Raw genomic sequence first — 23,879 nt, 5'->3', positions numbered from 1 at the left:
AGATGAAAGGGGGTCTTCAAAAGAGACCCCTTTTCTATTTTAGAAATGAAAGTAAAGCTCATTCGTTATACAAAACGTGAAGTACCGTTTCTCCAACAGCCTTTAGTGTTTGTTTGCTAATGATATCCATGTTATCGTCATGGGTATGATGGAAGGCACCAAATGAGCCGTCAGTCGGGTCCATAGGTATAATGTCTATCATTGGAATTTTGCCATACTTATTTACAAAATAATGGTCATCAGTAATTTGCCCTCCCGGTTGATTAATGAAATAACGTGAATAACCAAGCTCAGCTCCTCTATTCCATACCTTATTAACTATAGAAGGGGCACTTTCCATACTATAACCTTCTTTATAAAACTTCGCATTTTCACCACCCACCATATCTAGTAATATGCCATAATAAGCGGAGTACTTAGGCTCATGTTTATTTTTCGACCAGTATTGCGATCCAAGACACCACCAGCTTTCAAGGCCATTAGTAGGTTGGATGTATTCATTGGGTCTTTCACCCCAATCTTCGCCATCAAAGAAAATGATATCAACTCCCAGATCTAAAGAATCATAGGTATTAATAACCCGAGCAATTTCTAATAATACGCTAACGCCACTTGCACCGTCATTGGCACCTAATATTGGCTCTTCTATTCTGTCATTATCTTTATCTGCGAAAGGCCTCGTGTCCCAATGGGCTGCAAGTAAAATTCTCTTTGATTTTTTTGGGTTATAGCTGGCAATAATATTTCTCAAATAGAGAAGTTGATTGTCAAAAGTAGTGGCTTCAAAATTTTGTTCCTGAACTTCCCAATTGAATGATTTGAGCTTTTCTATCAAATAATTACCTGTTTCAGTGTGGTTTTTACTATTTGGTACTCTTGGCCCAAACTCAACTTGTTTTTTTACATAAGCATAAGCTGAATCAGAATTAAATTGGGGTACAAAAACTTCCTTGGGTTGCTCCTTAGATTCTTGCTTCGATTTGTCATCACCGCAGGAAGTGAGTAGGGCGATAAAGGCAATTGATGCCAAAAAGTATAAATTTTTCAATGGAATCAGTTTTGAAACGGATAAAGAATAAATAATGTGTTTTAGAACTCTTTGTAAAGCAAATAAAATTGATTTACATTTGCAGGCGTAAATATAATAAGTTTCTGAGGGGACAACGAGTCCCCTCTTTTTATATTATCAATTTGGAGAATTTAAAGTCGATAGTAACTAAGCTGGCTGAGGCTAACCTCACTAAAAAAGAGCACTTTTTAGTGGACGTAATTGTTTCGGCAGACAAAGGACCAACTAAAATTACTATTCTTTTAGATGGTGATGAAGGCGTAACTATCGATGATTGTGCCGAAATGAGTCGAGCCGTTGGGTTCGCCTTAGAGGAAGATGAAATTGTGGATTCTAAGTATACTTTAGAAGTTACCTCACCTGGAGTGGATTTCCCGCTAGACACATTAAGGCAATACAAGAAAAATATCGGGCGTAAGCTCAAAATCTCAACTACTGATGGTAAGGATATCAAAGGTATTCTTAAGGAAGTAAGCGAGAAGAGGTTGTTGCTCGATAAGGAAGTTAAAAAAGGGAAGAAGGTTGATCATGTGCCACTAGAAATGTCATTTGATCAAATAAAGAGAACAATTGTTCAGGTATCGTTTAAATAATAATTAATAGATAAAAAATGAATGCTTCTGTATTAATTGAATCATTCGCTGATTTTGCGAAACAGAAAAACATAGACAGACCTACTATGATCAGAATTCTGGAAGATGTTTTCAGAACTATGATCAGAAAGAAGTTTGAAACAGATGAGAACTTCGACATTATTATTAATGCCGATAAGGGTGACTTAGAGATATGGAGGTTTAGAGAAATTGTTGATGATAACTCTGAGGACATCTGGGATCACGACAAAATTAGCCTAACAGATGCCAGAAAAATTGAGCCTGACTTTGAAATAGGCGAAGAGGTGGCTGAAGAAATCACATTAGAGGATTTCGGAAGAAGAGCGGTAATGACTGCCAGACAGACCCTAATTCAAAGAGTGAAGGATCTTGAAAAAGATATCCTTTATGAAAAATATAAAGATCTTGTAGGTGAAATTATCACAGGTGAGGTTTATCAAATACTGAGCAGAGAAATCTTATTGATCGATGCTGAAGGTAACGAAATATCTATTCCAAGATCAGAGCAAATTCATAAAGATCGTTTTAGAAAAGGTGATCAGGTTAGAGCTATTGTTGACCGTGTTGAAATGTACAACGGTAGCCCTAAAATTATCTTGTCTAGAACAAGTCCAGTGTTCTTAGAAAGACTTTTCGAGAATGAGGTTCCTGAAGTGTATGACGGACTTATCACTATTAAGAAAGTGGTGCGTGAACCGGGTGAAAGAGCAAAAGTAGCAGTGGAATCATACGATGACAGAATTGATCCTGTAGGTGCATGTGTTGGTATGAAAGGCTCTAGAATTCACAGTATTGTTAGAGAATTACAGAACGAGAATATTGATGTTATCAACTTTACTGATAACATGGACTTATATATAACAAGAGCTTTGAGCCCTGCTAAGATTACCAGCATAAAAATGTCTGAGGACGATGATAGGGTATCTGTGTTCTTAAAGCCAGATCAGGTTTCATTGGCAATTGGTAAAGGTGGTCAAAATATCAAGTTGGCTAGTAGATTGGTTGGTAAGGAAATTGACGTGTTCAGAGAGTTAGGTGAGTTTGATGAGGAGGATGTTGATCTTGATGAATTCGGAGATGAAATTGAAGACTGGGTAATTGATGAATTAAAAAGAATTGGTTTAGATACCGCAAAAAGTGTGTTGGCACTAAATGCTGAAGAGCTTGCAAGAAGAACTGATTTAGAAGAAGAGACTATCGAAGATATTCTGAAAATATTAAAGCAGGAGTTCGAATAAGTCATTTTTTAAACTTATAAAAAAAGGAGATATTTGAATATGGCAGATGAAAAAACCATGAGGTTAAGCCAGGTAGCAAGAAAGCTCAACGTAGGATTATCTACGATTGTAGATTTTCTGGCAGACAAAGGCTTTGATGTTGAGAGCAGTCCGAACGCTAAAGTTACGGGTGAGCAATTCTCCATGCTCTCTCGTGAATTTGCAGATTCTGCTCATGAGAAAGAGGAAGCCTCAGGTCTTTCAATAGGCACCAAGCATCATGAGGTTGCTATCGATTCCGGTAGCTCAAAATCAACCCAAAAATCTGATGATGAAGAGGTTTTAATTAAAAACCTTTCGGCTGATAAGGTTAGCTCTGAGCAGAAAGAGGAAGCGAAGAAACCAGAAAAAGTTGAGCCTGAAAGAACAAAACTTCAAGGCTTCAAGGTGCTGGGTAAAATAGATCTAGACAAGAAAAAGCAAGAAGAAAAAGCCAAGGAAGAGCCGGTAAAAAAAGAAGAGCCAAAAGTAGAAGAGAAGCCAGCGGCAAAAGAAGAGAAGAAGGAGGAAAAAGTTGAGCCGAAAGCTGAGCCTAAGAAGGAAGAAGCACCTAAAGCTGAAGAGAAGAAAGAGGAAGAAAAAGGTGTGATCTCGGCCAAAGCTGATAAACTTCAAGGCTTAAAAGTGGTTGGTAAGATTGAGCTTCCAAAAGAAAAGGATAGAAGAAGCAAGCCGGTAGCTTCATCTGATGATCGTAAGGAAGAGAAGAAGAAGAGACCAAGAAAGCGTGTTGCCAGAAACGATGACAGAAGAAGACCTGATCAACGGGGCGGTGGTAAGCGAATAGAGAAGGAAGAACCTTCAGATAAGGAAATCCAAGATAAAATTAAGGCCACTCTTGCAAAATTAAGTGGAAATAAATCCAAAAAGGGTGGAGCAAAATATAGGAGAGAAAAGCGTTCAGCTATAGCAGATGCTAAGGAAGAGCAAATGCTACAAGAGCAGGAGCAGTCTAAAACGCTGAAAGTAACAGAGTTTATTTCGGCAAACGATTTAGCTTCTCTTATGAATGTGTCTGTGAATGACGTAATTTCCGTATGCATGAACTTGGGTATGTTCGTTTCGATCAACCAGAGATTAGATGCTGAATCTATCACAGTAATTGCTGATGAATTTGATTTCAATGTTGAATTTACTTCAGCAGATGATGAGGTAGAAGTAGAAGAAGTAGAGGATGCAGCGGAAGATTTAGAGGAAAGAGCGCCTATCGTAACTATCATGGGTCACGTTGACCATGGTAAGACATCTTTACTTGATTATATCAGAAGCTCAAAAGTTACAGCTGGTGAAGCGGGAGGTATTACACAGCACATTGGTGCCTATGATGTAATGACTGAGAGCGGTAATAAAATTGCATTCTTAGATACACCGGGTCACGAGGCATTTACGGCTATGCGTGCCAGAGGTGCCAAAGTAACGGATATTGTAATTATTGTTGTTGCTGCGGATGACGATGTGATGCCACAAACCAAAGAAGCAATTAATCATGCTCAGGTGGCAGGTGTTCCAATTGTAATTGCAATCAATAAAATTGATAAGCCGGGAGCTAATCCTGATAAAGTAAAAGAATCGTTATCTGGCATAAATATTCTGGTTGAAGACTGGGGTGGTAAATACCAGTGCCAGGAAATTTCAGCTAAAACAGGTCAGGGTATAGATGAGTTGCTTGAAAAAGTACTGCTTGAAGCAGAATTGCTTGAACTAAAAGCAAATCACAAAAAGAAAGCATCAGGAACTGTTGTTGAAGCATCTCTTGACAAAGGTAGAGGTTATGTAGCCACTGTACTTGTACAGAATGGTACGCTGGAAGTTGGTGATATCTTGTTAGCTGGAGCCTACTATGGTAGGGTAAAAGCGATGTTTGATCATACGGGCGCACAAGTTAAGAAGGCGGGTCCTTCCACTCCTGTATTGATGTTAGGATTAGATGGAGCTCCTCAAGCTGGAGATAAATTTAATGTAATGGAGTCTGACCGTGAGGCACGTGAAATTGCCACTAAACGTGAGCAAATTTTACGAGAGCAGTCGATCAGAACTAAGAAACATATTACGTTGGATGAGATTGGTAGAAGATTGGCTATCGGCTCATTTAAAGAATTGAATGTTATTATCAAAGGTGATGTGGATGGATCCATTGAAGCATTATCAGATTCATTGTTGAAATTAAGTACAGAAGAAATTCAGGTGAACATCATACATAAAGGTGTTGGACAGATATCTGAGTCGGATGTACTTCTTGCATCAGCTTCTGATGCAGTTATTGTTGGTTTCCAGGTGAGACCATCAGGAGCGGCTAAGAAAGTAGCTGAAAACGAGGAGATAGAAATCAGACTTTATTCTGTAATCTATGATGCAATCAACGATGTGAAAGATGCTATGGAGGGTATGTTAGATCCTGAAGTAGAGGAAGTAATTGTTGGTAACGTTGAAGTTCGTGAAATCTTTAAAATCACTAAGATTGGTACAGTAGCTGGTTGTATGGTAACCGATGGTTACATTAAGAAAGCGAATCCAATTCGTCTTATTAGAGACGGTATCGTAATCTACTCAGGCGAGATGGGACAATTGAAGAGATTCAAAGATGATGTTGCTGAAGTTAAGAATGGTTATGAGTGCGGATTAAGCATTAAAGGTTTCAATGACATCAAAGTAGGTGACGTTGTCGAGAGTTATGAGGAGAGAGAAACAAAACGTACATTGTAAATAAGTAACTATTTATAAATTAGAAAGAGGCTCTCGAGCCTCTTTTTTTTGTTCTGATAAATTTAAAAATTGAATTAAATGAATATTATTTAGAATAAAATAACTTGAATTTAGCAAATAGTGGGCTAAAAGTTTGTAACATTATTACTTAGTATTGTATATTTCTTTTTTCTTTTTTGGGAAAACAATATTAAAATTGAAGACTTATTTTTAAATTGTACTTCAAATAACTTTATTTGTCTATCAAACTTACATAAACAAACAATAGGCCATGAACAACACTTCGACTCAATCCTTTGAAGCTTGGAACATGTGGGCGCAATACATTACCTACGGACTAGCGGGATTATCTGTGCTCATTTTAATTGGGCATATTTTAAAATTAGCAGCAACCAGCGATTCAAAGACAAAGTACGATTATATCAACCGTTCAGAAATCAACATATTAATGACATGTAGTGTGTTGTTAATTATAGCAGGGGGTTTCTATGCTAATTCGTATATAGTTGAATTAGGAATTTTGTGGTTGTTTGTTCGATTATTCGTTACAATTTCAATGGGTTTAATCATTGGAGTTATAGTTCAAAATCTACTTAAATTCTACTATCCTTTCTACATTGAAAAAAGATTAAAGAAATTAAGATATAAGCCAAGAATTTCTCCTAAGTCTGGTAAACCAATGAAACTTCTAAGTGAAGAAGAAGAAGATGTTTACTTAGATGAAGGTATGCAGGCTGAAGAAGAAATTTTCTCTATCGACTATGACGTTTGGGTAGACGAAGAAACAGGATATACAAAAATTGAGAAATATTCTGGTCACTTACATGCATTGCAGTGCCCTGAGTGTAACTATCAAACATTTAGAGTTACTAAGGAAGAAATTATGAAATCGCCTTCTGCCACTGAAGAGGGAGAATTACTTAAGCATTTTGAATGCGGTTACTGTGGCCACAAGGCTAAAAAGAACTTCAAAATTGCAATGCTTAAAAACTTAGAAGGCGAAGGCGCTGAGGCATAAGCTAATGCCACATAAAATACAAGAGGGGCTCAAAAGCCCCTTTTTTTATTTCTGATAATATTAAATAGAAAGCTTTATCTGATCTGAATAGAATTTAAGTCTCTTAGTATTTCTATTCATCACTTCAATCTTTTCAATCATATCTAATTTGTGATTGAAAAAGACCTCAACATAGTAATTCTCAAATAAAAATAGGTTGATTTTGTATTTGTAGTAGCGAATGGCAACAATAAAAGTGCCTTCTTCATATAGCACTTTAATTTTGTCTTTTAATTTCAGTTGATTGAAATCATACCAATTCATGGAATGAACTTACCAATTATTAAGCTCATTTGAAATTGAATTAAACAAAAAAGCTCATCAAATCTGATGAGCTTTTATTTTAAGGGTGGGAGACGGGACTCGAACCCGCGACCTCCTGAACCACAATCAGGCGTTCTAACCAACTGAACTACAACCACCATTTATACCCTCACTTTTTAAGGGACTGCAAATGTAGATAGTGTTGATGAGATTACAAATAGTTGATATTAGTTATTTTGTTGTGCTACCTGTTAAAGGTCAATCTCATTCCGAGTTGGCTTTCATCGAATTTTCCGTTTTCGTAAGCCAAATGTCCTGAAATAAAAGTATGTGTTACTTGAGATTGGAATTTTGTACCCTCAAAAGGAGACCACCCACATTTAGCAAGTATATTATCATTAGATACTTCCCACGGGTTGTTTAGGTTTACTAATACAAGGTCAGCAAAATATCCTTCTCTGATGTAGCCTCTTTTTTCAATCTGAAATAATACTGCTACATTATGAGATGCCTTCTCAATAATCTTCTCGAGTGAAATTTTACCTTGATGATACATTTCTAATAGCGCCACCAAGCTATGTTGCACCAATGGCCCACCTGATGGAGCATTAAAATATTTATTTGATTTTTCCTCGATAGTATGCGGGGCATGATCAGTAGCTATCACATCGATACGATCATCTAAAACAGCTTGTAATATAGCTTTTTGATCGGATTCTTTTTTCACTGCAGGGTTCCATTTAATGAGTGCCCCTTTTTCTTTGTAATGTGAATCGTTAAACCATAGATGGTGAATACATGCTTCGGAGGTCAGCTTTTTATCTGCTAAGGGTATTGAATTATCAAAGAGCATTAATTCTTTTTCTGTTGATATATGTAGAATATGCAAGCGAGTTCCATGCTTCTTTGCCAATGATGCGGCCATACTGGATGATAGATAGCAAGCTTCTTCACTTCGAATGAGCGGATGACATTCCATGGGGACGTCCTCCCCATATTTCTGTTTATAAAGCTCTGTGTTTTTTCTGATAGTATCTTCATCCTCGCAATGCGTGGCTATTAGCATGGAAACATTTGAAAAAAGCCCTTCCAATGTTTTTTCATCATCCACAAGCATATTTCCTGTAGAAGATCCCATGAATACCTTTACTCCACAAACGTCTTTTGGGTTAGTCTTAAGAACCTCTTCAAGATTATCATTAGATGCTCCCATGAAAAATGAATAGTTTGCTAATGAGCTCTTGGCGCCAATCGCATATTTGTCTGCAAGCAGTTCCTGGGTTAACGTATTAGGTACAGTATTTGGCATCTCCATGAAAGAAGTGACCCCTCCAGCCACAGCTGCTCTAGATTCTGTAAAAATATTTGCCTTATGAGTTAGCCCGGGTTCTCTAAAATGAACCTGATCATCTATTAATCCTGGCAGTAGATAATTTCCATCGGCATCAATGATTTGATCAGCGGAATCAGCACTTATATTCGATTCTATTTTTTCAATGAATTGGCCATTGATTAGCAAATCGCTTTCAAATATTTTTCCTTCGTTTACTAATTTGGCGTTTTTTATTAATGTCTTTGGCATAAGCTTGTTAGTTTGCTTTTCACTTATATTCAACGCAATTTACAGCCTACTTTTTCACGCTGCAAAGTATTTTTAATCTATGGCAATTGAACCTAAGAATTTTGATGATTTTAAATTAAACAGGCAGTTGCTCAATGCAGTGGAAGAGGCAGGCTTCACAGAACCAACTCCAATACAAATAAAGGCCATTCCTTTAGCTTTATCAGGTCATGATGTTATTGGTTTAGCTCAAACCGGAACCGGAAAAACGGCTGCCTATTTATTGCCACTTCTAATGAAAGTTAAGTATGCTCAAGGAGAACACCCACGGGCATTAATTTTGGCGCCAACGCGCGAACTAATTTTGCAAATTGAGGAGAACATTCAGCTTCTTTCTAAATACACTGACCTTCGTTTTGTTTCTCTATATGGAGGTGTTGGGCCTAAAACGCAGATTGAAGAAATTCAAAAGGGGGTCGATATTATTATCACGACACCTGGTAGGTTTTTAGACATTTACTTAAAAGGTGAACTCGTAACAAAGCTTTTGAAAACCCTCATCATTGATGAAGCCGATAAGATGATGGATATGGGATTTATGCCACAGATAAGAAGAATTTTGGAGGTGATTCCGGTGAAAAGACAAAACCTACTGTTCAGTGCTACCATGTCGCCATTTGTAAAGACACTTTGCGAGGAGTTTTTGGAATTCCCTGAAATGGTAGAAGTGACTCCTGAACAGATGACTGTAGAAACAGTGGATCAGGTATTATACGAAGTGCCGAACTTAAAATCTAAGATTAATTTTCTGGAGCATATACTTAAGGACGATTCCTATTCCAGGGTAATTGTATTTACAAAAACAAAATCCACCGCTGATAATGTTTTTAAATACTTAGAACGTAAAAAAATGGGGCCGCTTCGAGTAATTCATTCAAACAAAGGGCAAAATAGCCGTATTAATGCGATGAATGAATTTAAGGAAGGTAAATTAAGAATTCTTGTATCAACAGATATATCAGCTCGAGGCATAGATGTAAGTATGGTTTCCCATGTTATTAATTTTGATGTGCCGCTTATTTATGAAGACTATGTGCACAGGATTGGGCGAACGGGTAGAGCCAAAAATTTGGGTATTGCCATCACATTCGCTAATAAAGCCGAAATGTATCATATCAAAAAAATTGAGGAGCTGATTAATCAACCGATTCCACGTAAAAAAGTGCCGTCAGAAATTAAAATGGAACAAACACCTCGTGAAGAAAATATTGAGATTGAACGAGAAATAGATATGTTCAAAAGGAGGGAAGACCCTGATTACAAAGGGGCATTCCATGACAAAAAAGATAAACCATTTAAATCAAAAGATAAGAGAGGTAATAATTCAAAAAAGAAGCGTAGAAGATGAAAAAAATAGCACTCGGTGTTCTCATGTTTACTATTTCATTTACTGCATCGGCTCAGCAAGAGGATGTAAAAATGATTAAATCAATTTTTGATACAGAATTAACGCAAGGTCAGTCTTATGAAATGCTCGATTACCTGACCAATTCCATAGGTGCTCGGTTGAGTGGCTCTCCTCAGGCAGCTGCAGCGGTAGAATGGAGCAAGCAAGTAATGGAATCTTACGGATTTGACAGAGTATATCTGCAAGAAGTAATGGTACCACATTGGATACGAGGTGAGCGAGAACAGGCGCGAGTGCTAAACTCTCCCAAACATGGTAGGGTAGAATTAAATGTCAGAGCATTAGGGAATTCTGTAGGCACTGGGTCAGATGGTGTGCTAGCCGAAGTTATTGAAGTGAAGGCAATTAGCGAACTAGAAAAGTTGGGTAAGAAGGCGCTTGAAAATAAGATTGTCTTTTTTAACCGGCCGATGGATCAAACTAAAATTACTACATTCTCAGCATACGGTGGGGCAGTGGATCAAAGAGTGTTTGGCGCATCAGAAGCTGCAAAATATGGAGCCAAGGCTGTAATTGTACGTTCGGTAGGTACCGTTGCAGATGATTACCCGCATACAGGCACGCTTATCTATGACGAAAAGCAACCTAAAATACCCGCAGTTGCGGTGAGCGTAAAAGATGCAGATGTATTAACTGAAATTTTGAAGGACACTCCTCAAGTTCAATTATATATTGAGACGCACTGCGAAATGTTACCCGATGTGCTTTCCTATAATGTGATTGGAGAGCTGACAGGATCGGAAAAACCGGACGAAATTATTGTAATTAGTGGCCATTTAGATTCTTGGGATTTAGGCACGGGAGCCCATGATGATGGGGCGGGCTGTGTTCAGGCAATCGAAGGCTTGAGAATTTTCAAAGAGCTCGGCTATAAGCCAAAAAGAACAATTCGCGCTGTAATGTACATGAACGAAGAAAACGGATTGAGGGGTGGAAAGAAATATGCAGAAGTAGCAAAAGAAAAAGGTGAGAATCATATTGCTGCGTTAGAGTCAGATAGTGGTGGATTTTCTCCCAGAGGGTTTCGTATGACAGGTAATGATAATGATCTGAAAAAAGTAAGATCATGGCAACCACTTTTCGAACCTTATGGAATTTATGATTTTGATAAACCTGGAGGCGGTGCGGATATTGGTCCTTTAGAAGACCAAGGCACACTGCTTATCGGATTGATGCCTGATTCACAACGCTATTTCGCATACCACCATACCGATAATGATACCTTTGATAAAGTGAATAAAAGAGAGTTGGAATTAGGAGCTGCAGGAATGGCAGCTTTGGTTTATATGATTGATAAATACGGGCTATAATGGAAAATAAATTCAATACTGAACTTACCAAAATGCTTGGGATAAAGTATCCCATCATAATGGCACCTATGTTTCTGGTTTCTAATGCTGCAATGACGATTGCTGCCATTAAAAGTGGTATTACAGGGGCCATTCCTGCCTTAAACTATAGAACGGACAAAGAATTCAGGGCGGCTATAAAACAAATCAAAGAAGAAGCCTCTGGTCCTTTTGGTATCAACTTAATTGTGAATAAGTCTAACATTAGAATGAAAGAGCAGTTGAATACCTGTGTTGAATTAGGTGTTGATTTTATCATTACCTCGTTAGGTAGCCCCAGGCAAGTAATTGAGGCTTGTAAGCCAAAAGGGATTAAAGTTTTTTGTGATGTAGTGGATGTAGAGTACGCCCTGAAAGTGCAGGAACTAGGAGCCGATGCAGTTATAGCCGTTAATTCTGAGGCTGGCGGACATGCCGGGCCAATGTCCTATAAAGAGTTAATCCCTTTACTTGTTAAAAAATGCAATATTCCAGTGATATCTGCTGGAGGAGTAGGAACTCACGAACAATTTATAGAAAAGCTGGAACTAGGAGCCTGTGGAGCTTCTATTGGTAGCCCGTTCATAGCATCAGATGAAGCAGGTGTGAGCCAGGAATATAAGCAGGCTTGTGTTGATTATGGCGCCAAAGATATTGTGATGACCACCAAACTTTCAGGTACGCCATGCACTGTAATTAATACACCCTATGTTCAGGATATCGGCACGAAACAAACGTGGCTAGAGCGGATACTAAATAAAAATAAGACACTGAAAAAATATGCCAAGATGCTCACCTTTTACAAGGGAATGAAGTCTTTAGAAAAAGCAGCTTTTTCAGCTACTTACAAAACAGTTTGGTGTGCCGGACCTTCTATTGAATATGTGAAATCCATCCGACCTGTGAAGGAAATTGTGGAGGATTTGGTGGAATAATTTTGTAGTCACTCCCAAACGCAACGTAGTGAGTAGTCCCCTTATTCAAATACACAAAACTGGTTACACAACTAAACGTTCTAACAAGGAGATTTCTCAGTCGCGCACTCCATCTAAATGACGATGTTGCAACTTTGTTTACCTTTCGCTGAAAACTTACATTAATATTCGTATCAATTTTACTTGCCTTAAAGCAAAGAAGGTGGTTTATTGCCAAATTATTTGATATAATTATACTTGAGAAATAATGGGCAGAAACTACTTAATTGAACATTATTAATCATTTGCAGGAGTTTTTCAGTTTCATAAAGAAATTGCTGATAGTATTTCCTGATTTTACATGAAATTCTAAACATCATGGGTAAACCTTACATTAAAACCAATCTGAGAATTATAGCATTCGTTGCTTCACTTTTATTTTCAGGAATTCTTCAGGCACAAAATACTGTGAGTATTGGTACAGATCAGCTAAAAAGTAATGCTGTTTTATGGTTGTTCAGTTCTGGAGGAAACCAAGGATTATTGTTACCATCTGTAGCCAATGTTACTGATATTTCAAATCCTGATGCCGGAATGGTGGTTTACCAAACCAGTAGCAATACCGTTTCATACTTCAATGGAACTGCCTGGGTGAATGTAGGTGCTGGAGGAGGTGGAGGTGCTGACCAAACCTTAACGTATGATGCGGGCACTGGGCAATTAACTATAAGTGGGACTGGCGGCAATTCTCAAACTCTCTCTGCAGGTGGGGATGTAACTGGCGATTTAGGCAATGTTCAGATTGCCACAGGTGCTATTCAATTGGCAGATTTATCTAGTATGGGAGCTGGTGCGGATCAGATTTTGGTTTATAACGGCACGGCATGGGAAATAAGAAATTTACCATCTGGTACTTTTAGTGGCGTTGTAACTGATGGAACACTTTCTGGAACTGGAGTAACCGGAGATCCATTGAGCGTAGTTAATGTGGATGATGCAGATGCCGATCCTACTAACGAAATTCAGAATTTGTCTTTTGATGCTGGTACTAACACATTGAGTTTAACTGAACCTGGCCAACCTAATCAGACTGTTGATTTAAGTTCACTAGCTGGGGGCTCAGCATTAACTGCAGGAACTGGCATTGACATAACTGGTGGTGTAATTTCAAATACAGGAGATACTGATGCTTCTGATGATTTTTCTGGTAATTTTTCTGACTTAGCAGGTATCCCAGCAAATCTAGATACTGATGCAACTGACGATGTAACAACCCTAGGTGGACTTACAGATGTTAATACAACAGGAGCAACTAATGGTCAAGTTTTAGAGTTTAATGCTGGAACCTGGCAACCAGCCACTGTTTCTGGAAGTGGTAACATGAACACGAGCACTTACGACACAGGATCAGACGGTGTAGTTGATGATGCCGAAAATCTTGGTGGTCAACCGCCATCTGCTTATCTAGATAACACGGATAACCAAGACATCGCGAATGTAATCGGCCAAGGAAATAATACGGGAGGTACTACCATTACCGGCCTACCTTCACCATCTGCTAATAGTGATGCTGCAACCAAAGGATACGTGGATACAGAAATTGCAGCAATTCCTTTAAGTGGAGATATGCTTCAGGCAACTTATGATGCTAATTCTAATGATGTGGTTGATGAGGCTGAGTCAGCTCAAGCACTTTCTGGGACGATAACAATGTCACAAGTGTCTGATGCCGGATCATTGGCAACTCAAAATGCAACAATTTCAACTGACGGTACTTTAGCAGGCAACAGCAATACAAATATCCCGACTGAGCAAGCTGTAAAAACATATGTCGACACTGAAATTGGGGCTATACCAGCTGGTGGTGACTTGGTAAGTACAAACAATTTAAGTGATGTTGCAGATGTTGCAACAGCAAGAACCAATTTAGGTTTAGGTACAATGGCCACTCAAAACGGTACCATTTCAACTGACGGTACTTTAGCAGGCAATAGCGACTCAAATATACCCACCGAGCAAGCGGTAAAAACCTATGTCGACACTGAAATAGGTCTTATTCCTGCCGGTGGAGACATGCTGAAAGTTGATTATGATGCAGATGACAATCTAGAAGTAGATGTAGCAGAAAGTCTTTCAGGATCTATAACATCGAGCCAAATTTCTGATGCAGGTGCTCTAGCTACCCTTGATGTTGTAAGTACAACTGAGATTACTGATGGCACAATTACTGATGATGATGTAAACGATATTACAGCAGCCAAAATCTCTGTTGCCGTAATTCCAAATCTGTCTGCTACCTCAGCACAAGGTGCTTTTGCCGAGATTCAAGGAGATATTGATGCTTTACCGGGAATTGACGAAACTTCTCAATCGGGTATACTTATTGGTAATGGTACAACCATAACCGGAGTTGCCCCAACCTCGGAAGTTATTTTTAAGGGCGATGGCTCAACGCTAGTGCCTTCCTTATTAACTGATGATGGAACAAACGTTGGCCTAAATAATCCGACACCTACTGTTTCATTAGACATTAGCACCACAGACGGTATACGTATACCTGTTGGAACTACAGCCGAGCGCCCTGCCAGTCCGGGTGCCGGGATGATTCGTTATAATGTGGAAACGGGTTCTTTCGAAGGGTATGACGGCTCTGATTGGAATGACTTTTCTGCAGGTGAAGCTGGAGGTGAGGCTGTTGGTACCATCTTGTCTTACGGTGGAGCTTCTGTTCCAGCCGGATATTTAGCTTGCGATGGTAGTGCGGTTAGCAGAACCACATTTGCAGATTTATTTGCGGCCATTGGAACTAGCTGGGGAAATGGAGATGGTTCAACAACCTTTAATCTGCCGGATTTAAGAGGGAGATTTGTTAGAGGAGTTAATGCAGGAACAGGAAATGATCCAAATGCTGGGAGTAGAACAGCTTTAAATGGTGGAAATACAGGGGATAATGTTGGTAGTTACCAAACTGATGCAACCTCTCTTCCAAATAGCGCATTTACAACTAACACTACCGGTGCTCACTCTCACTCTATCCAAGTCTTTACTGGCGGAGGAGGTACAGGAATTAATTTTGATAATGATGCAGGCGGACTCACAAGTTCAACAGGCACTGCCGGTGACCATTCTCATACAATAGCAGGAGGTGGTGATGCTGAAACGAGACCAACAAATGCATATGTCCAATTTATCATTAAGAGTGAACCCGGAGGAACAACAGGCGGAGGTGGCGGAGGTTCAGGAACGGTGACCAACGTGAGCGGTTCCGGCCCAATTTCAGTAGCTAACGGTAGTACAACTCCAATAATATCAATTTCTCAAGCATCAGGGAGCAACAATGGTTTTTTAAGTTCAGCGGATTTTAACACATTTAATAATAAGCTTGATGGAACAGTGGGTACTGCTCCAAATAATATTGTTCAGCTAGATGGTACAGGGAGATTACCTGCAGTTGACGGTTCTCAATTAACTAATTTGTCATTGGTTGACACAGACGACCAACAAGTAGATCAATTCAATCTTACGGGTTCAACACTTAATATTTCTTTAACGGATGATGGTGTTCCTCCTGTAATGGTAGATTTATCATCCCTTAACACGGACAATCAAACTGCAACCGATGTTAGTGTTTCTGCAATCACAAATTTAACTGCTACTAATGTGCAAGATGCTCTGGCAGAACATCAAGCTGATATAGATGGCCTGCCAAATTACCCTTTAATTAGTGATGATGGAAATGACGTATCAATTGCTGGAGGACTAAAAATCACTCCAACAGATGAATTGTCTCCTTTTGTTGTTGAAAGAGTAGATGGAAATCCAATTCTAACTGTAAAAGATATACTTGCAACTGGTGTTTCACCCAGTTACCTAGAGTTAACGGGTGCCGCTATAGAAATTGGAGATATAGGCGGAACCCCAGATGATCCTACAGCTAAACTTTGGAATGATGGAGGAACTTTATACTGGGAGGGAGTTGATTTAACAGGTAGTGCTGGGGCAACAGATCTTTCTGGACTTTCAGATGCCAACATAGATACCGGAATAGCAGATGCACAGATTTTGATCTATGATGGGACTACCGATAATCAATTTGAAAATGTATCGATTAGCGGAGATATAGTAATTAACAATACTGGTCTTACGTCAATTCAAAATGATGCTGTTCAGTTAGATGATATACAGGATAATGGTACAGGTAATCGGGCTTTGCTAGCCAATACGAATGGAGGTAATGTAATTTGGCTTGAACCCGCAAATGATTCACAAGTACTTGGAACAAATGGAGCAGGCGATTTAACTTTTATAGATCAGTCGGCATTCGCCACTGAATTACAAGAAGCATATGACAATGGAACAACTGCTGATATTGTGATGACAGGTGGTAAGGATTTAACATTTGCATCTTCAACTGCTGGGGAATTATTTTCTTTAGATGAAGCCAATGAATTTGTTGGTATTGGAACGCATGCGCCAAATGCCAAATTAGATATAAGGAGTGCTGGCCCAAATTCTGTGCAACTAACTAGTGGTGCTGCAGGTAGTAGTACTTCACTAGGAATAGGTAGAACTATAACTGATTTGGAATTAGCAACAGCAGCTATAGCAGGCGAATATTCTGCGAGTTCAGGAGCGGGAGATGTTGTTGTAAGACAAACATCTGTAGGATCAGAGAGATTAATTCTTCAAACTGGTACAGAAGGTGATATAATCATCAGAAATAACAATGTGGGTATTAAACAATTTAATCCTGCTTTGTCACTCGACATTAATGGTACGGATGCCGTAAAACTACCAGTAGGAACAGATGCGCAAAGACCGTCTGCTGCTCCGGCTTTGCAGGCTGGCTTATTGCGTTTCAACTCTACATCTAATGTTTTTGAAGGATATGACGGTTCATCTTGGGCCAATTTAGGTGCTGGAGGAACGTCAAGTTTGCAAGGTGCCTATGATGGGGGCCGTACTATTGACTTAACTGACGGTTCTTCTCCAATCGTTATTCAAGCCACTTCTGGCTCAAGTGATTTTGAAAACCTCTTAACCCTAGGTGTTACTGATGCAACCGAAAGATTGTTTATTAGTAATTCAACTAATGGCGATGCCAATTTTGCTCCACAATTCAGAGCAACTACCTCCGGTACTAATCCGTGGAGATTTAGAATGGAGGCTGTGAATAATCCATCTGTTTTTTACAGTTTCGATGTTTCTGAAAACGGAGGTAGTTCAATTGGCGATTTTGATGTGATTGCTACCATGGAAAACAATGGGGCAACAAGATTCAATTTTTCAGGAGCTGGTAGCCTATCAATTTCACCATCATTGCCTTCAGCATTATATTTAAGACCTTATGCTGCTGGGGTTGGCCAAACATCTGAAATACAATTTGCAGAACTACAGGCCAATGGGAACAATTTTGTTGGGTTAAAAGCACCTGATGATTTAACAACAGATGTAGTTTTTACATTACCTGATGCTGATGGAACCAACGGACAAGTGCTCACTACAGATGGCTCAGGTAATTTGAGTTGGACAAGTGGAGGTAGTGGGGTTTCTGATTTACAAGGAGCCTATGATGGAGGTAGTAATATCACACTTGCCGCGAATAATGGAATTAGTATTGAAACATCAACGGCTTTTCCAATTCTCACAATTGATGAAACAAACAGTAGAGTAGGTATCGGTACTGGTAGCCCTGATCGATTATTTCATTTAGAATCTAATAATCCTTCAATGATTCTGAAAAGTACCCAAAGTACATCTTCTGCCTCTCCTACTATTGAATTCGCAAAAGACGATGGGTCAGGAGGTATAACAGATTTAGGTAGTATAGGTTCGCCTGGCTCAGGAGACTACTTACAGATTTTTTCACCAACCTTTTTCGAGATCAATACCAATTTTGCTACCAGATTAAGAGTGGCTTCTACAGGTAATGTAGGAATAGGTACCACAAATACGAGTAATAGGTTAACCGTAAGCCCAGCTGGTGCTAATGATGGAATCCGAATTTTAACAGATGGTGCAAACAATCAAGGTAGACTTATTTTAGCGGATGACGATGAAGCCCAAAATGTATCAATTCAAGCTCCAGATGCTGTAACGGCTAATTATACACTTACATTACCTCAGGATGCAGGAATAAACGGACAGGTATTATCAACAGATGGGTCAGGCATATTGAGTTGGACTAATGGGGGTGGTGGAGTGAGCACTCTTGAAGAAGCTTATTTAGGTAGTGGCAATGTGCAAATGACAGCCGCTGCAGGAGACATCGACATAAGGACTGAAACTACAAGTCAGCAGGCATTTTTTATCGAAGAAGCCACAGGTAAAGTAGGAATTGGAACAAGTACCATTGCTCCTTTAGATAAGCTAAATGTTTCAGGAGGAGATGTAAATATTGATCTAGGACAATATTATAAAATTGGAAATGAAACGGTCATGGGCTTTACCGGCTCTGAGGTTCAGGCAGGAAGTAGTTTAGTTGTACCGCTTACACTTTGGGCTGGTGGCGAATATGCAAGATTGACCAATACAGGCCATTTTGGAATAGGAACTACCAATCCGCTCGGCCCCCTCCAGATTTATAATGGTACCATAGTAGATGAAGTAACAGTCTCAGGCGATATCTTTAGTGTATTTTCTAGCAACCTGTATATAGATGCTTCTAATAATCTGCTATTCAAAACAGCTAATAAACCAGGTTCAATTGTTCAGCACTCACCAGATGGAATACAATTTTTCGTTAATAATTCTACTTCTCATGCTGCTGGAGATGATGCTAATGCAAATCTTCAGGACGTTCTACGGCTTGATATAGATGGCGAGGCGAGATTTCCACAAGGTATTATAGAAATCGACCCACTTGGTGTAGCTCCACCTTTTACCACTGAACGACTATATAATGTAGGAGGCGATTTGTTTTGGGATGGAACTAATATTTCAGCGGGAGGAAGTAGCCCTTGGACAATTAGTGGTAGTGATATTTATTATACAACTGGTAACGTTGGGATAGGAACCAATGCGCCCAATGCCAATTCTGACCTTCATGTTTCTAATGGTTCAGTTTTATTTGATGGCGGAACTGGAGTTACACCTGTTTCTGGTAGCGGTACTCGATTTATGTGGGTACCTGCTAAGCGGGCATTAAGGGCGGGTGTTGCTGTAAGCACTGAATGGGATGACGCCAATATTGGTCTCAATTCTGTTGCATTCGGTTCTGGAAATACAGCTTCTGGCCTAAGTAGTACTGCTTCAGGGCAGAATAATACATCTTCAGGGGATCAAAGTACCACCTTTGGTCAGGCTAATACTGCTTCAGGTGTACGTTCATTAGCTGGCGGTGTTAGTAGTATAGCTTCAGGAAATGGTTCAACTGCATTAGGAGAGGGCGTGTTGGCTGGCACTAGAGGAGGCTTTGCAGTTGGTCATTACAATGTCGGTGGTGGTAGTGCTTCATCCTTTGTTTCTACAGATCCCTTATTTGAAGTTGGGGATGGAACTGGTAGTGCAAATAGATCAAATGCTCTAACAGTAACTCACGGTGGTAAAACTATAGTTGGAGGAGCATCTCAAGCATCAGCTTTCGGAACTTTAGAAGTACAAGATGATTTTGCATCGAACCTAAACCCTCTTTTAATAGTTGCAAGAACCGGGGCATCTTCAAACTCCTCTATGAGATTTCAAAATGCATCAACAAATATTAATATTGGCCTGACTGACAATGATGATTTTGCGATAAGCGCATTAGGTAGTAATATAAGTTTGACTGATTTAATGACAATCGATGGAGCAACAGGTAATACAGGTATTGGAACAGTTACGGCAAACAATAAGCTGGACGTAGCCGGGGACATGGTAATTGGATCTGGTTATGCAGGGAGTGTATTTGCACCAGCTAATGGCTTGATGGTTGAAGGAAATATGACAGTAGGTACATCAGGAACAAGTTTAGATTATAACTTCTATTCTTATACAACAGCAGCCGAACGTTTTGCACTAATATCACAATCTAACTATACCGGTGCGAATCAACATTATGGGTTGTTTTCTTATATGCAAGGAGCCGGTTCGGGGACAGCATACGGACTCTATTTAAGTAATGGATCAACAACAACGGGAACTGAGTTCGGAGTCTATTCTGTCGGTGAAGATCGTAACTATTTTAGTGGAGACATAGGTGTTGGCATTGAAACACCCTCCTCTCAAGGAAAAATTCATATTTCAGAAGGGAGCCTTGCTATGGATGCATCTAGTAGTCATGGTTTAAAGTGGGTTACCGGTAATGCATTGGAAGCTCATATTTTCAGATGGTCACTTAATAATAGATTAATGGTTACCAATAATGGATCTGGTAATACAACTGGGGTCTATTTGGCAGATGGTGCTACCTCTTGGACCTCTACATCCGACAAAAGATTAAAGGAGAACATCACAGATACTTCTTATGGTTTGTCTGATTTATTAAAACTTTCGGTAAAGGAATACAACTTCAAGACGACTAAGGAAAAAAACAAGCAAATAGGGTTTCTTGCCCAAGATGTTTATAAGGTAATTCCCGAATTTGTACAAAAAGGTGATGATTCTGAATACTTTGAAAATTTTGATGGAGACATTACTAAGCAAGAAAACTTTGATGCTTGGGGGGTTGATTACTCAGGTTTTGGAGTTCTGGCGGTAAAGGCCATCCAAGAACAGCAAGAGATCATAGTTTCACAAAAAGCTGAAATAGAAGCACTGAAAGCTCAAATAGCAAAACTTCTTGGCTCTGAAGCTTCTACTCAGGCCCAATTAAGCGAATTAAAAGCTCAGATGGATAAGTTAACAGCTATATTAACAGCTGAAGCAAATAAGGGAAATGAATAAGCTACTTACCACCATATTGTTCATTCCAACACTAGCTTTTAGTCAGTTAGTGGTTCCTTCTGGAACAACCATGACGGTGGGTGCGAATACGCTTATTAGTACGGATGGTAACGTGGTAGTTCAATCAGCCAATTTTTCTTTTCAAAGTGTAAATGATGCCAATAATCTGGGAGGTTTATTACTCGGAGGCTCTGGGCAGCAAGGTATTGGTACAGCTAACCTTTTGGCTATTCCTAATTTAATAATTGATGGTGGTGGTACTAAAGGTATTATTGGGCAAGTACTTGTTACTAACCAATTAGAATTAGCTAATGGTATTGTGTCTACGCCCGAAAATGATAATGTAAACTTTCTAGCTGTTGGAAGTAATGGCGAGGCAACCTCTAACGGAACTTCATGGGTAACTGGCCCATTGTTGCAGCAAGGGTCTGGAGCTAAATTTTATCCGCTTGGTGCTGCCAATAGATATGCTCCAATTTTGCTCGATGTGAGAGGCAATGAGAATACTTTAACAGGTGCGAGAGCTTATAGGAATGATGGTAGTTTTGTAGTTAGAAATCTACCTTCAAATGTAGATACAGTAAGTTCTTCATGGGTATGGGCAGTTTTTGCACAAGAATTAAATAGTGTGCAGGTAAATTTGCCCATTCAATCTGAAGATGAAGGACTATTTACTTCAAATGAAAATTTGCCAGTAGTTTTAGAAGCTGATACCGTTCAAAATTTGAGTTCAAACCTTGGTGGTTTCACTACGACTATAGGTAGTGGGTTTAATGCAGTAGGAAGTGATAACGCCTCGGTAAACCCTGGTGGTGATTATGTCAGGCTCTTTTTGCTTGGCGGGGTACTTACTACAGTGCCTGTTATTCATAATATTTTAACACCTAACAATGACGGCTCCAATGACTTCTTGGTTATTCAAGCCATTGGTGCTTACGCTGATGACAATGAAGTGATTTTGTTAGACCGTTGGGGCACTGAGGTTTACAGAAAAAAGAATTTTAGAAATTTTAATGATATTGATAATCCGTATGATGGAAGCTTTGATGATTTATCACCAGGCAACTATATATGTATTTTAAAATATGCAGGGCAAACGGCCAAGCAGGTAATAACAGTGTTAAACTAAATTCCCCTACTGGGAGGGGAGTAAGGGGTGGGTAAAACCATTAATAGAAACAAATTGAATTATTTGTGCGATTTGTTACACCGAGAAAGGGGAAATCTATTATTAGTCTTGATCCATCAAAACTAAGTGAGATGCCTCCAGTGTTCGGCATGACTGAAAAAAGAAAAGAGTATTGATTAAACATTTACTAAAAGGAATAAGCGTATTGCTAATTACACTAAGCACTACTTATGTAGATGCTCAGGATATTCCTTTGTTTAGTCAGAAACTTACCAATTCCTTTATTTATAATCCTGCCATGGCGGGCCATACCTTTGGTTCACTTACGTTGGCGAATAGAAGAAACTTCTCTAACGTAAATGGAGCTGCAGAAAACAATTTTCTGAGTTTTCATACGCCATTTTATGATCATCGTTTTGGTGTAGGAGCAAACGTTTTTAGAGAACAGGTCAATTTTGTTGATAACATTTATGCATCCGGAGCCTTTGCGTATCACATCAATTTTGGAAGCTACAATGTGCTTTCTATGGGAGTATCAGCCGAATATAACAGCATTGGCTTTGATATTAACAGTGTCATAGGTGATCGTAACGATCCACTATTGGGCGAAAAATCCAACAATATGGATTTCTCTTTCGGCATTAATTATCAGCACAGATACTTTAAAGTAGGCGCTGCGGCCAATCGCTTGGCAACAAACCTTGAACTGTCAAATAATGCCAGTGTTTTAAGTGAGTTTTATTCTGGCTATGCGGCTGGCTTAATACCGCTAAGAGGCGGTCTGGATATTTTAGAGCCTACCTTCACATTTAGAAAACTTTCAGCTATCAATGATATCTGGGAGACAGGCTTATATTATACTTTCAATAATTTATTAACGGTAGGCTCCTCGTATAGGAAAGGCGACATCCTTAATGCAGCAGTTGGTCTTAAAGTGGCAAAGAAATTTTTTGTTGGCTACAGCTATGAGATTGTTAATAATAACCTCGGAACGGATGTTGGACCAAGTAGTGAAATTGCAGTCCGTTTTGATTTTAATGATAAATCTTATCAGGAGCGTTTCCGTCAGGATTATAAGAATTCATTGGCCTTTAGAAGGAAAACCTTAAGTACTGCAGCAAAAAGAACACGCGTGGGTTCTCGCAGTCCTAAGTCATTCAAGAAAAGGCAGAAAAGTAGGCTGAAGAACATTAAGTCGCCAAACCAGCGTTACAATAACCTGAAAAAGCTGCCTAAGGTGGAACGCAGGAAGTTCGACAATAAAAAACGAAGAAAGAAAAATTACAAACGCAGAAAGCAGAAGCGCTATAAATCTAACAAGAGGAAGAGGTATAAGTGATACTAAATGCTGGTTTCTAGGTGCTTGTAACTGGCCACTATTTTTATTCGTCATGTCAAATTCAGATTTCTCTATAATTTTACATTATTCAATTAATTGTCTTTAGTTAACCTGATTTCAATATAAGAAAGTCATACCCTTACACGTCATCTTGAGCCCGCTTACAATTTAAATATTAGTAAAAGAGGGAGTGTCAATCTCTCAATTTAAGGAGATACTTACGATTTCCTATAGTAAAACTCACTCTCAAATATCTGAATGAAAATCTCTGTTTTCCGTAATTGTTAAATCTAA

Annotated in this window: 13 protein-coding genes and 1 tRNA gene; 10 read left to right on the top strand and 4 right to left on the bottom strand. The window is 39.1% G+C overall.

Annotated features, from left to right (window positions below; translation table 11 throughout):
- Positions 1-58: 58 nt before the first annotated feature.
- The gene (locus JR347_RS02020; protein ID WP_205722394.1) at positions 59-1,048 is read right to left on the bottom strand and encodes a M28 family peptidase; all 990 of its coding nucleotides are present in this window, start codon (positions 1,046-1,048) and stop codon (positions 59-61) included.
- Between the two features lie 143 nt (positions 1,049-1,191).
- Between JR347_RS02020 and rimP the strand changes: the two genes are divergently transcribed.
- From rimP to JR347_RS02000, 4 genes are all read left to right on the top strand, one after another.
- On the top strand, positions 1,192-1,662 hold the full coding sequence (gene rimP / locus JR347_RS02015) for a ribosome assembly cofactor RimP (protein WP_235689733.1): 471 nt from the start codon (positions 1,192-1,194) through the stop codon (positions 1,660-1,662).
- A gap of 17 nt (positions 1,663-1,679) precedes the next feature.
- Positions 1,680-2,921: a transcription termination factor NusA gene (gene nusA / locus JR347_RS02010; RefSeq protein ID WP_205722393.1), complete on the top strand. Its 1,242-nt coding sequence runs from the start codon at positions 1,680-1,682 to the stop codon at positions 2,919-2,921.
- Between the two features lie 39 nt (positions 2,922-2,960).
- Positions 2,961-5,663, top strand: a complete 2,703-nt coding sequence (gene infB, locus JR347_RS02005) for a translation initiation factor IF-2 (RefSeq protein WP_205722392.1) — start codon at positions 2,961-2,963, stop codon at positions 5,661-5,663.
- A gap of 271 nt (positions 5,664-5,934) precedes the next feature.
- On the top strand, positions 5,935-6,681 hold the full coding sequence (locus JR347_RS02000) for a hypothetical protein (RefSeq protein WP_205722391.1): 747 nt from the start codon (positions 5,935-5,937) through the stop codon (positions 6,679-6,681).
- Positions 6,682-6,741: 60 nt separating this feature from the next.
- Here the strand turns inward: JR347_RS02000 and JR347_RS01995 are convergent, their stop codons facing one another.
- From JR347_RS01995 to JR347_RS01985, 3 genes are all read right to left on the bottom strand, one after another.
- Positions 6,742-6,984, bottom strand: coding sequence for a hypothetical protein (locus JR347_RS01995; RefSeq protein ID WP_205722390.1), 243 nt, complete (start codon positions 6,982-6,984; stop codon positions 6,742-6,744).
- Between the two features lie 83 nt (positions 6,985-7,067).
- A tRNA-His gene (locus JR347_RS01990) sits at positions 7,068-7,143 on the bottom strand.
- 85 nt (positions 7,144-7,228) lie between these two features.
- The gene (locus tag JR347_RS01985) at positions 7,229-8,566 is read right to left on the bottom strand and encodes a dihydroorotase (RefSeq protein WP_205722389.1); all 1,338 of its coding nucleotides are present in this window, start codon (positions 8,564-8,566) and stop codon (positions 7,229-7,231) included.
- Positions 8,567-8,645: 79 nt separating this feature from the next.
- Between JR347_RS01985 and JR347_RS01980 the strand changes: the two genes are divergently transcribed.
- The 6 genes from JR347_RS01980 to JR347_RS01955 all read left to right on the top strand — a co-directional run bounded on the left by JR347_RS01980 (position 8,646) and on the right by JR347_RS01955 (position 23,585).
- Positions 8,646-9,953 (top strand): DEAD/DEAH box helicase, encoded by a 1,308-nt coding sequence (locus tag JR347_RS01980; RefSeq protein ID WP_205722388.1) that lies wholly within the window; start codon positions 8,646-8,648, stop codon positions 9,951-9,953.
- Positions 9,950-11,323, top strand: coding sequence for a M20/M25/M40 family metallo-hydrolase (locus JR347_RS01975; protein WP_205722387.1), 1,374 nt, complete (start codon positions 9,950-9,952; stop codon positions 11,321-11,323). Before JR347_RS01980 ends, JR347_RS01975 begins: the two co-directional genes overlap by 4 nt.
- The gene (locus tag JR347_RS01970; protein ID WP_205722386.1) at positions 11,323-12,276 is read left to right on the top strand and encodes an NAD(P)H-dependent flavin oxidoreductase; all 954 of its coding nucleotides are present in this window, start codon (positions 11,323-11,325) and stop codon (positions 12,274-12,276) included. The genes JR347_RS01975 and JR347_RS01970 overlap by 1 nt, the downstream gene beginning before the upstream one ends.
- Before the next feature lie 357 nt (positions 12,277-12,633).
- Complete coding sequence (locus tag JR347_RS01965; RefSeq protein WP_205722385.1) at positions 12,634-21,117, top strand: tail fiber protein; 8,484 nt, start codon at positions 12,634-12,636, stop codon at positions 21,115-21,117.
- Positions 21,110-22,246, top strand: a complete 1,137-nt coding sequence (locus tag JR347_RS01960; protein WP_205722384.1) for a T9SS type B sorting domain-containing protein — start codon at positions 21,110-21,112, stop codon at positions 22,244-22,246. The genes JR347_RS01965 and JR347_RS01960 overlap by 8 nt, the downstream gene beginning before the upstream one ends.
- Positions 22,247-22,418: 172 nt before the next feature.
- Positions 22,419-23,585 carry a PorP/SprF family type IX secretion system membrane protein gene (locus JR347_RS01955; RefSeq protein WP_205722383.1) on the top strand — a complete coding sequence of 389 codons (1,167 nt, stop codon included), beginning with the start codon at positions 22,419-22,421 and terminating at the stop codon, positions 23,583-23,585.
- The last annotated feature ends 294 nt before the right edge of the window (positions 23,586-23,879 follow it).

The organism is Fulvivirga lutea, from assembly GCF_017068455.1.
GTDB lineage: Bacteria > Bacteroidota > Bacteroidia > Cytophagales > Cyclobacteriaceae > Fulvivirga > Fulvivirga lutea.
This window is presented reverse-complemented; position numbering and strand designations above follow the sequence as displayed.

What these genes read in the sequence shown, in the direction of transcription:
- nusA (WP_205722393.1), top strand. Translation starts at nt 1,680, where the DNA reads ATGAATGCTTCTGTATTAATTGAATCATTCGCTGATTTTGCGAAACAG.
- infB (WP_205722392.1), top strand. Translation starts at nt 2,961, where the DNA reads ATGGCAGATGAAAAAACCATGAGGTTAAGCCAGGTAGCAAGAAAGCTC.
- JR347_RS02000 (WP_205722391.1), top strand. Translation starts at nt 5,935, where the DNA reads ATGAACAACACTTCGACTCAATCCTTTGAAGCTTGGAACATGTGGGCG.
- JR347_RS01995 (WP_205722390.1), bottom strand. Translation starts at nt 6,984, where the DNA reads ATGAATTGGTATGATTTCAATCAACTGAAATTAAAAGACAAAATTAAA.
- JR347_RS01985 (WP_205722389.1), bottom strand. Translation starts at nt 8,566, where the DNA reads ATGCCAAAGACATTAATAAAAAACGCCAAATTAGTAAACGAAGGAAAA.
- JR347_RS01980 (WP_205722388.1), top strand. Translation starts at nt 8,646, where the DNA reads ATGGCAATTGAACCTAAGAATTTTGATGATTTTAAATTAAACAGGCAG.
- JR347_RS01975 (WP_205722387.1), top strand. Translation starts at nt 9,950, where the DNA reads ATGAAAAAAATAGCACTCGGTGTTCTCATGTTTACTATTTCATTTACT.
- JR347_RS01970 (WP_205722386.1), top strand. Translation starts at nt 11,323, where the DNA reads ATGGAAAATAAATTCAATACTGAACTTACCAAAATGCTTGGGATAAAG.
- JR347_RS01965 (WP_205722385.1), top strand. Translation starts at nt 12,634, where the DNA reads ATGGGTAAACCTTACATTAAAACCAATCTGAGAATTATAGCATTCGTT.
- JR347_RS01960 (WP_205722384.1), top strand. Translation starts at nt 21,110, where the DNA reads ATGAATAAGCTACTTACCACCATATTGTTCATTCCAACACTAGCTTTT.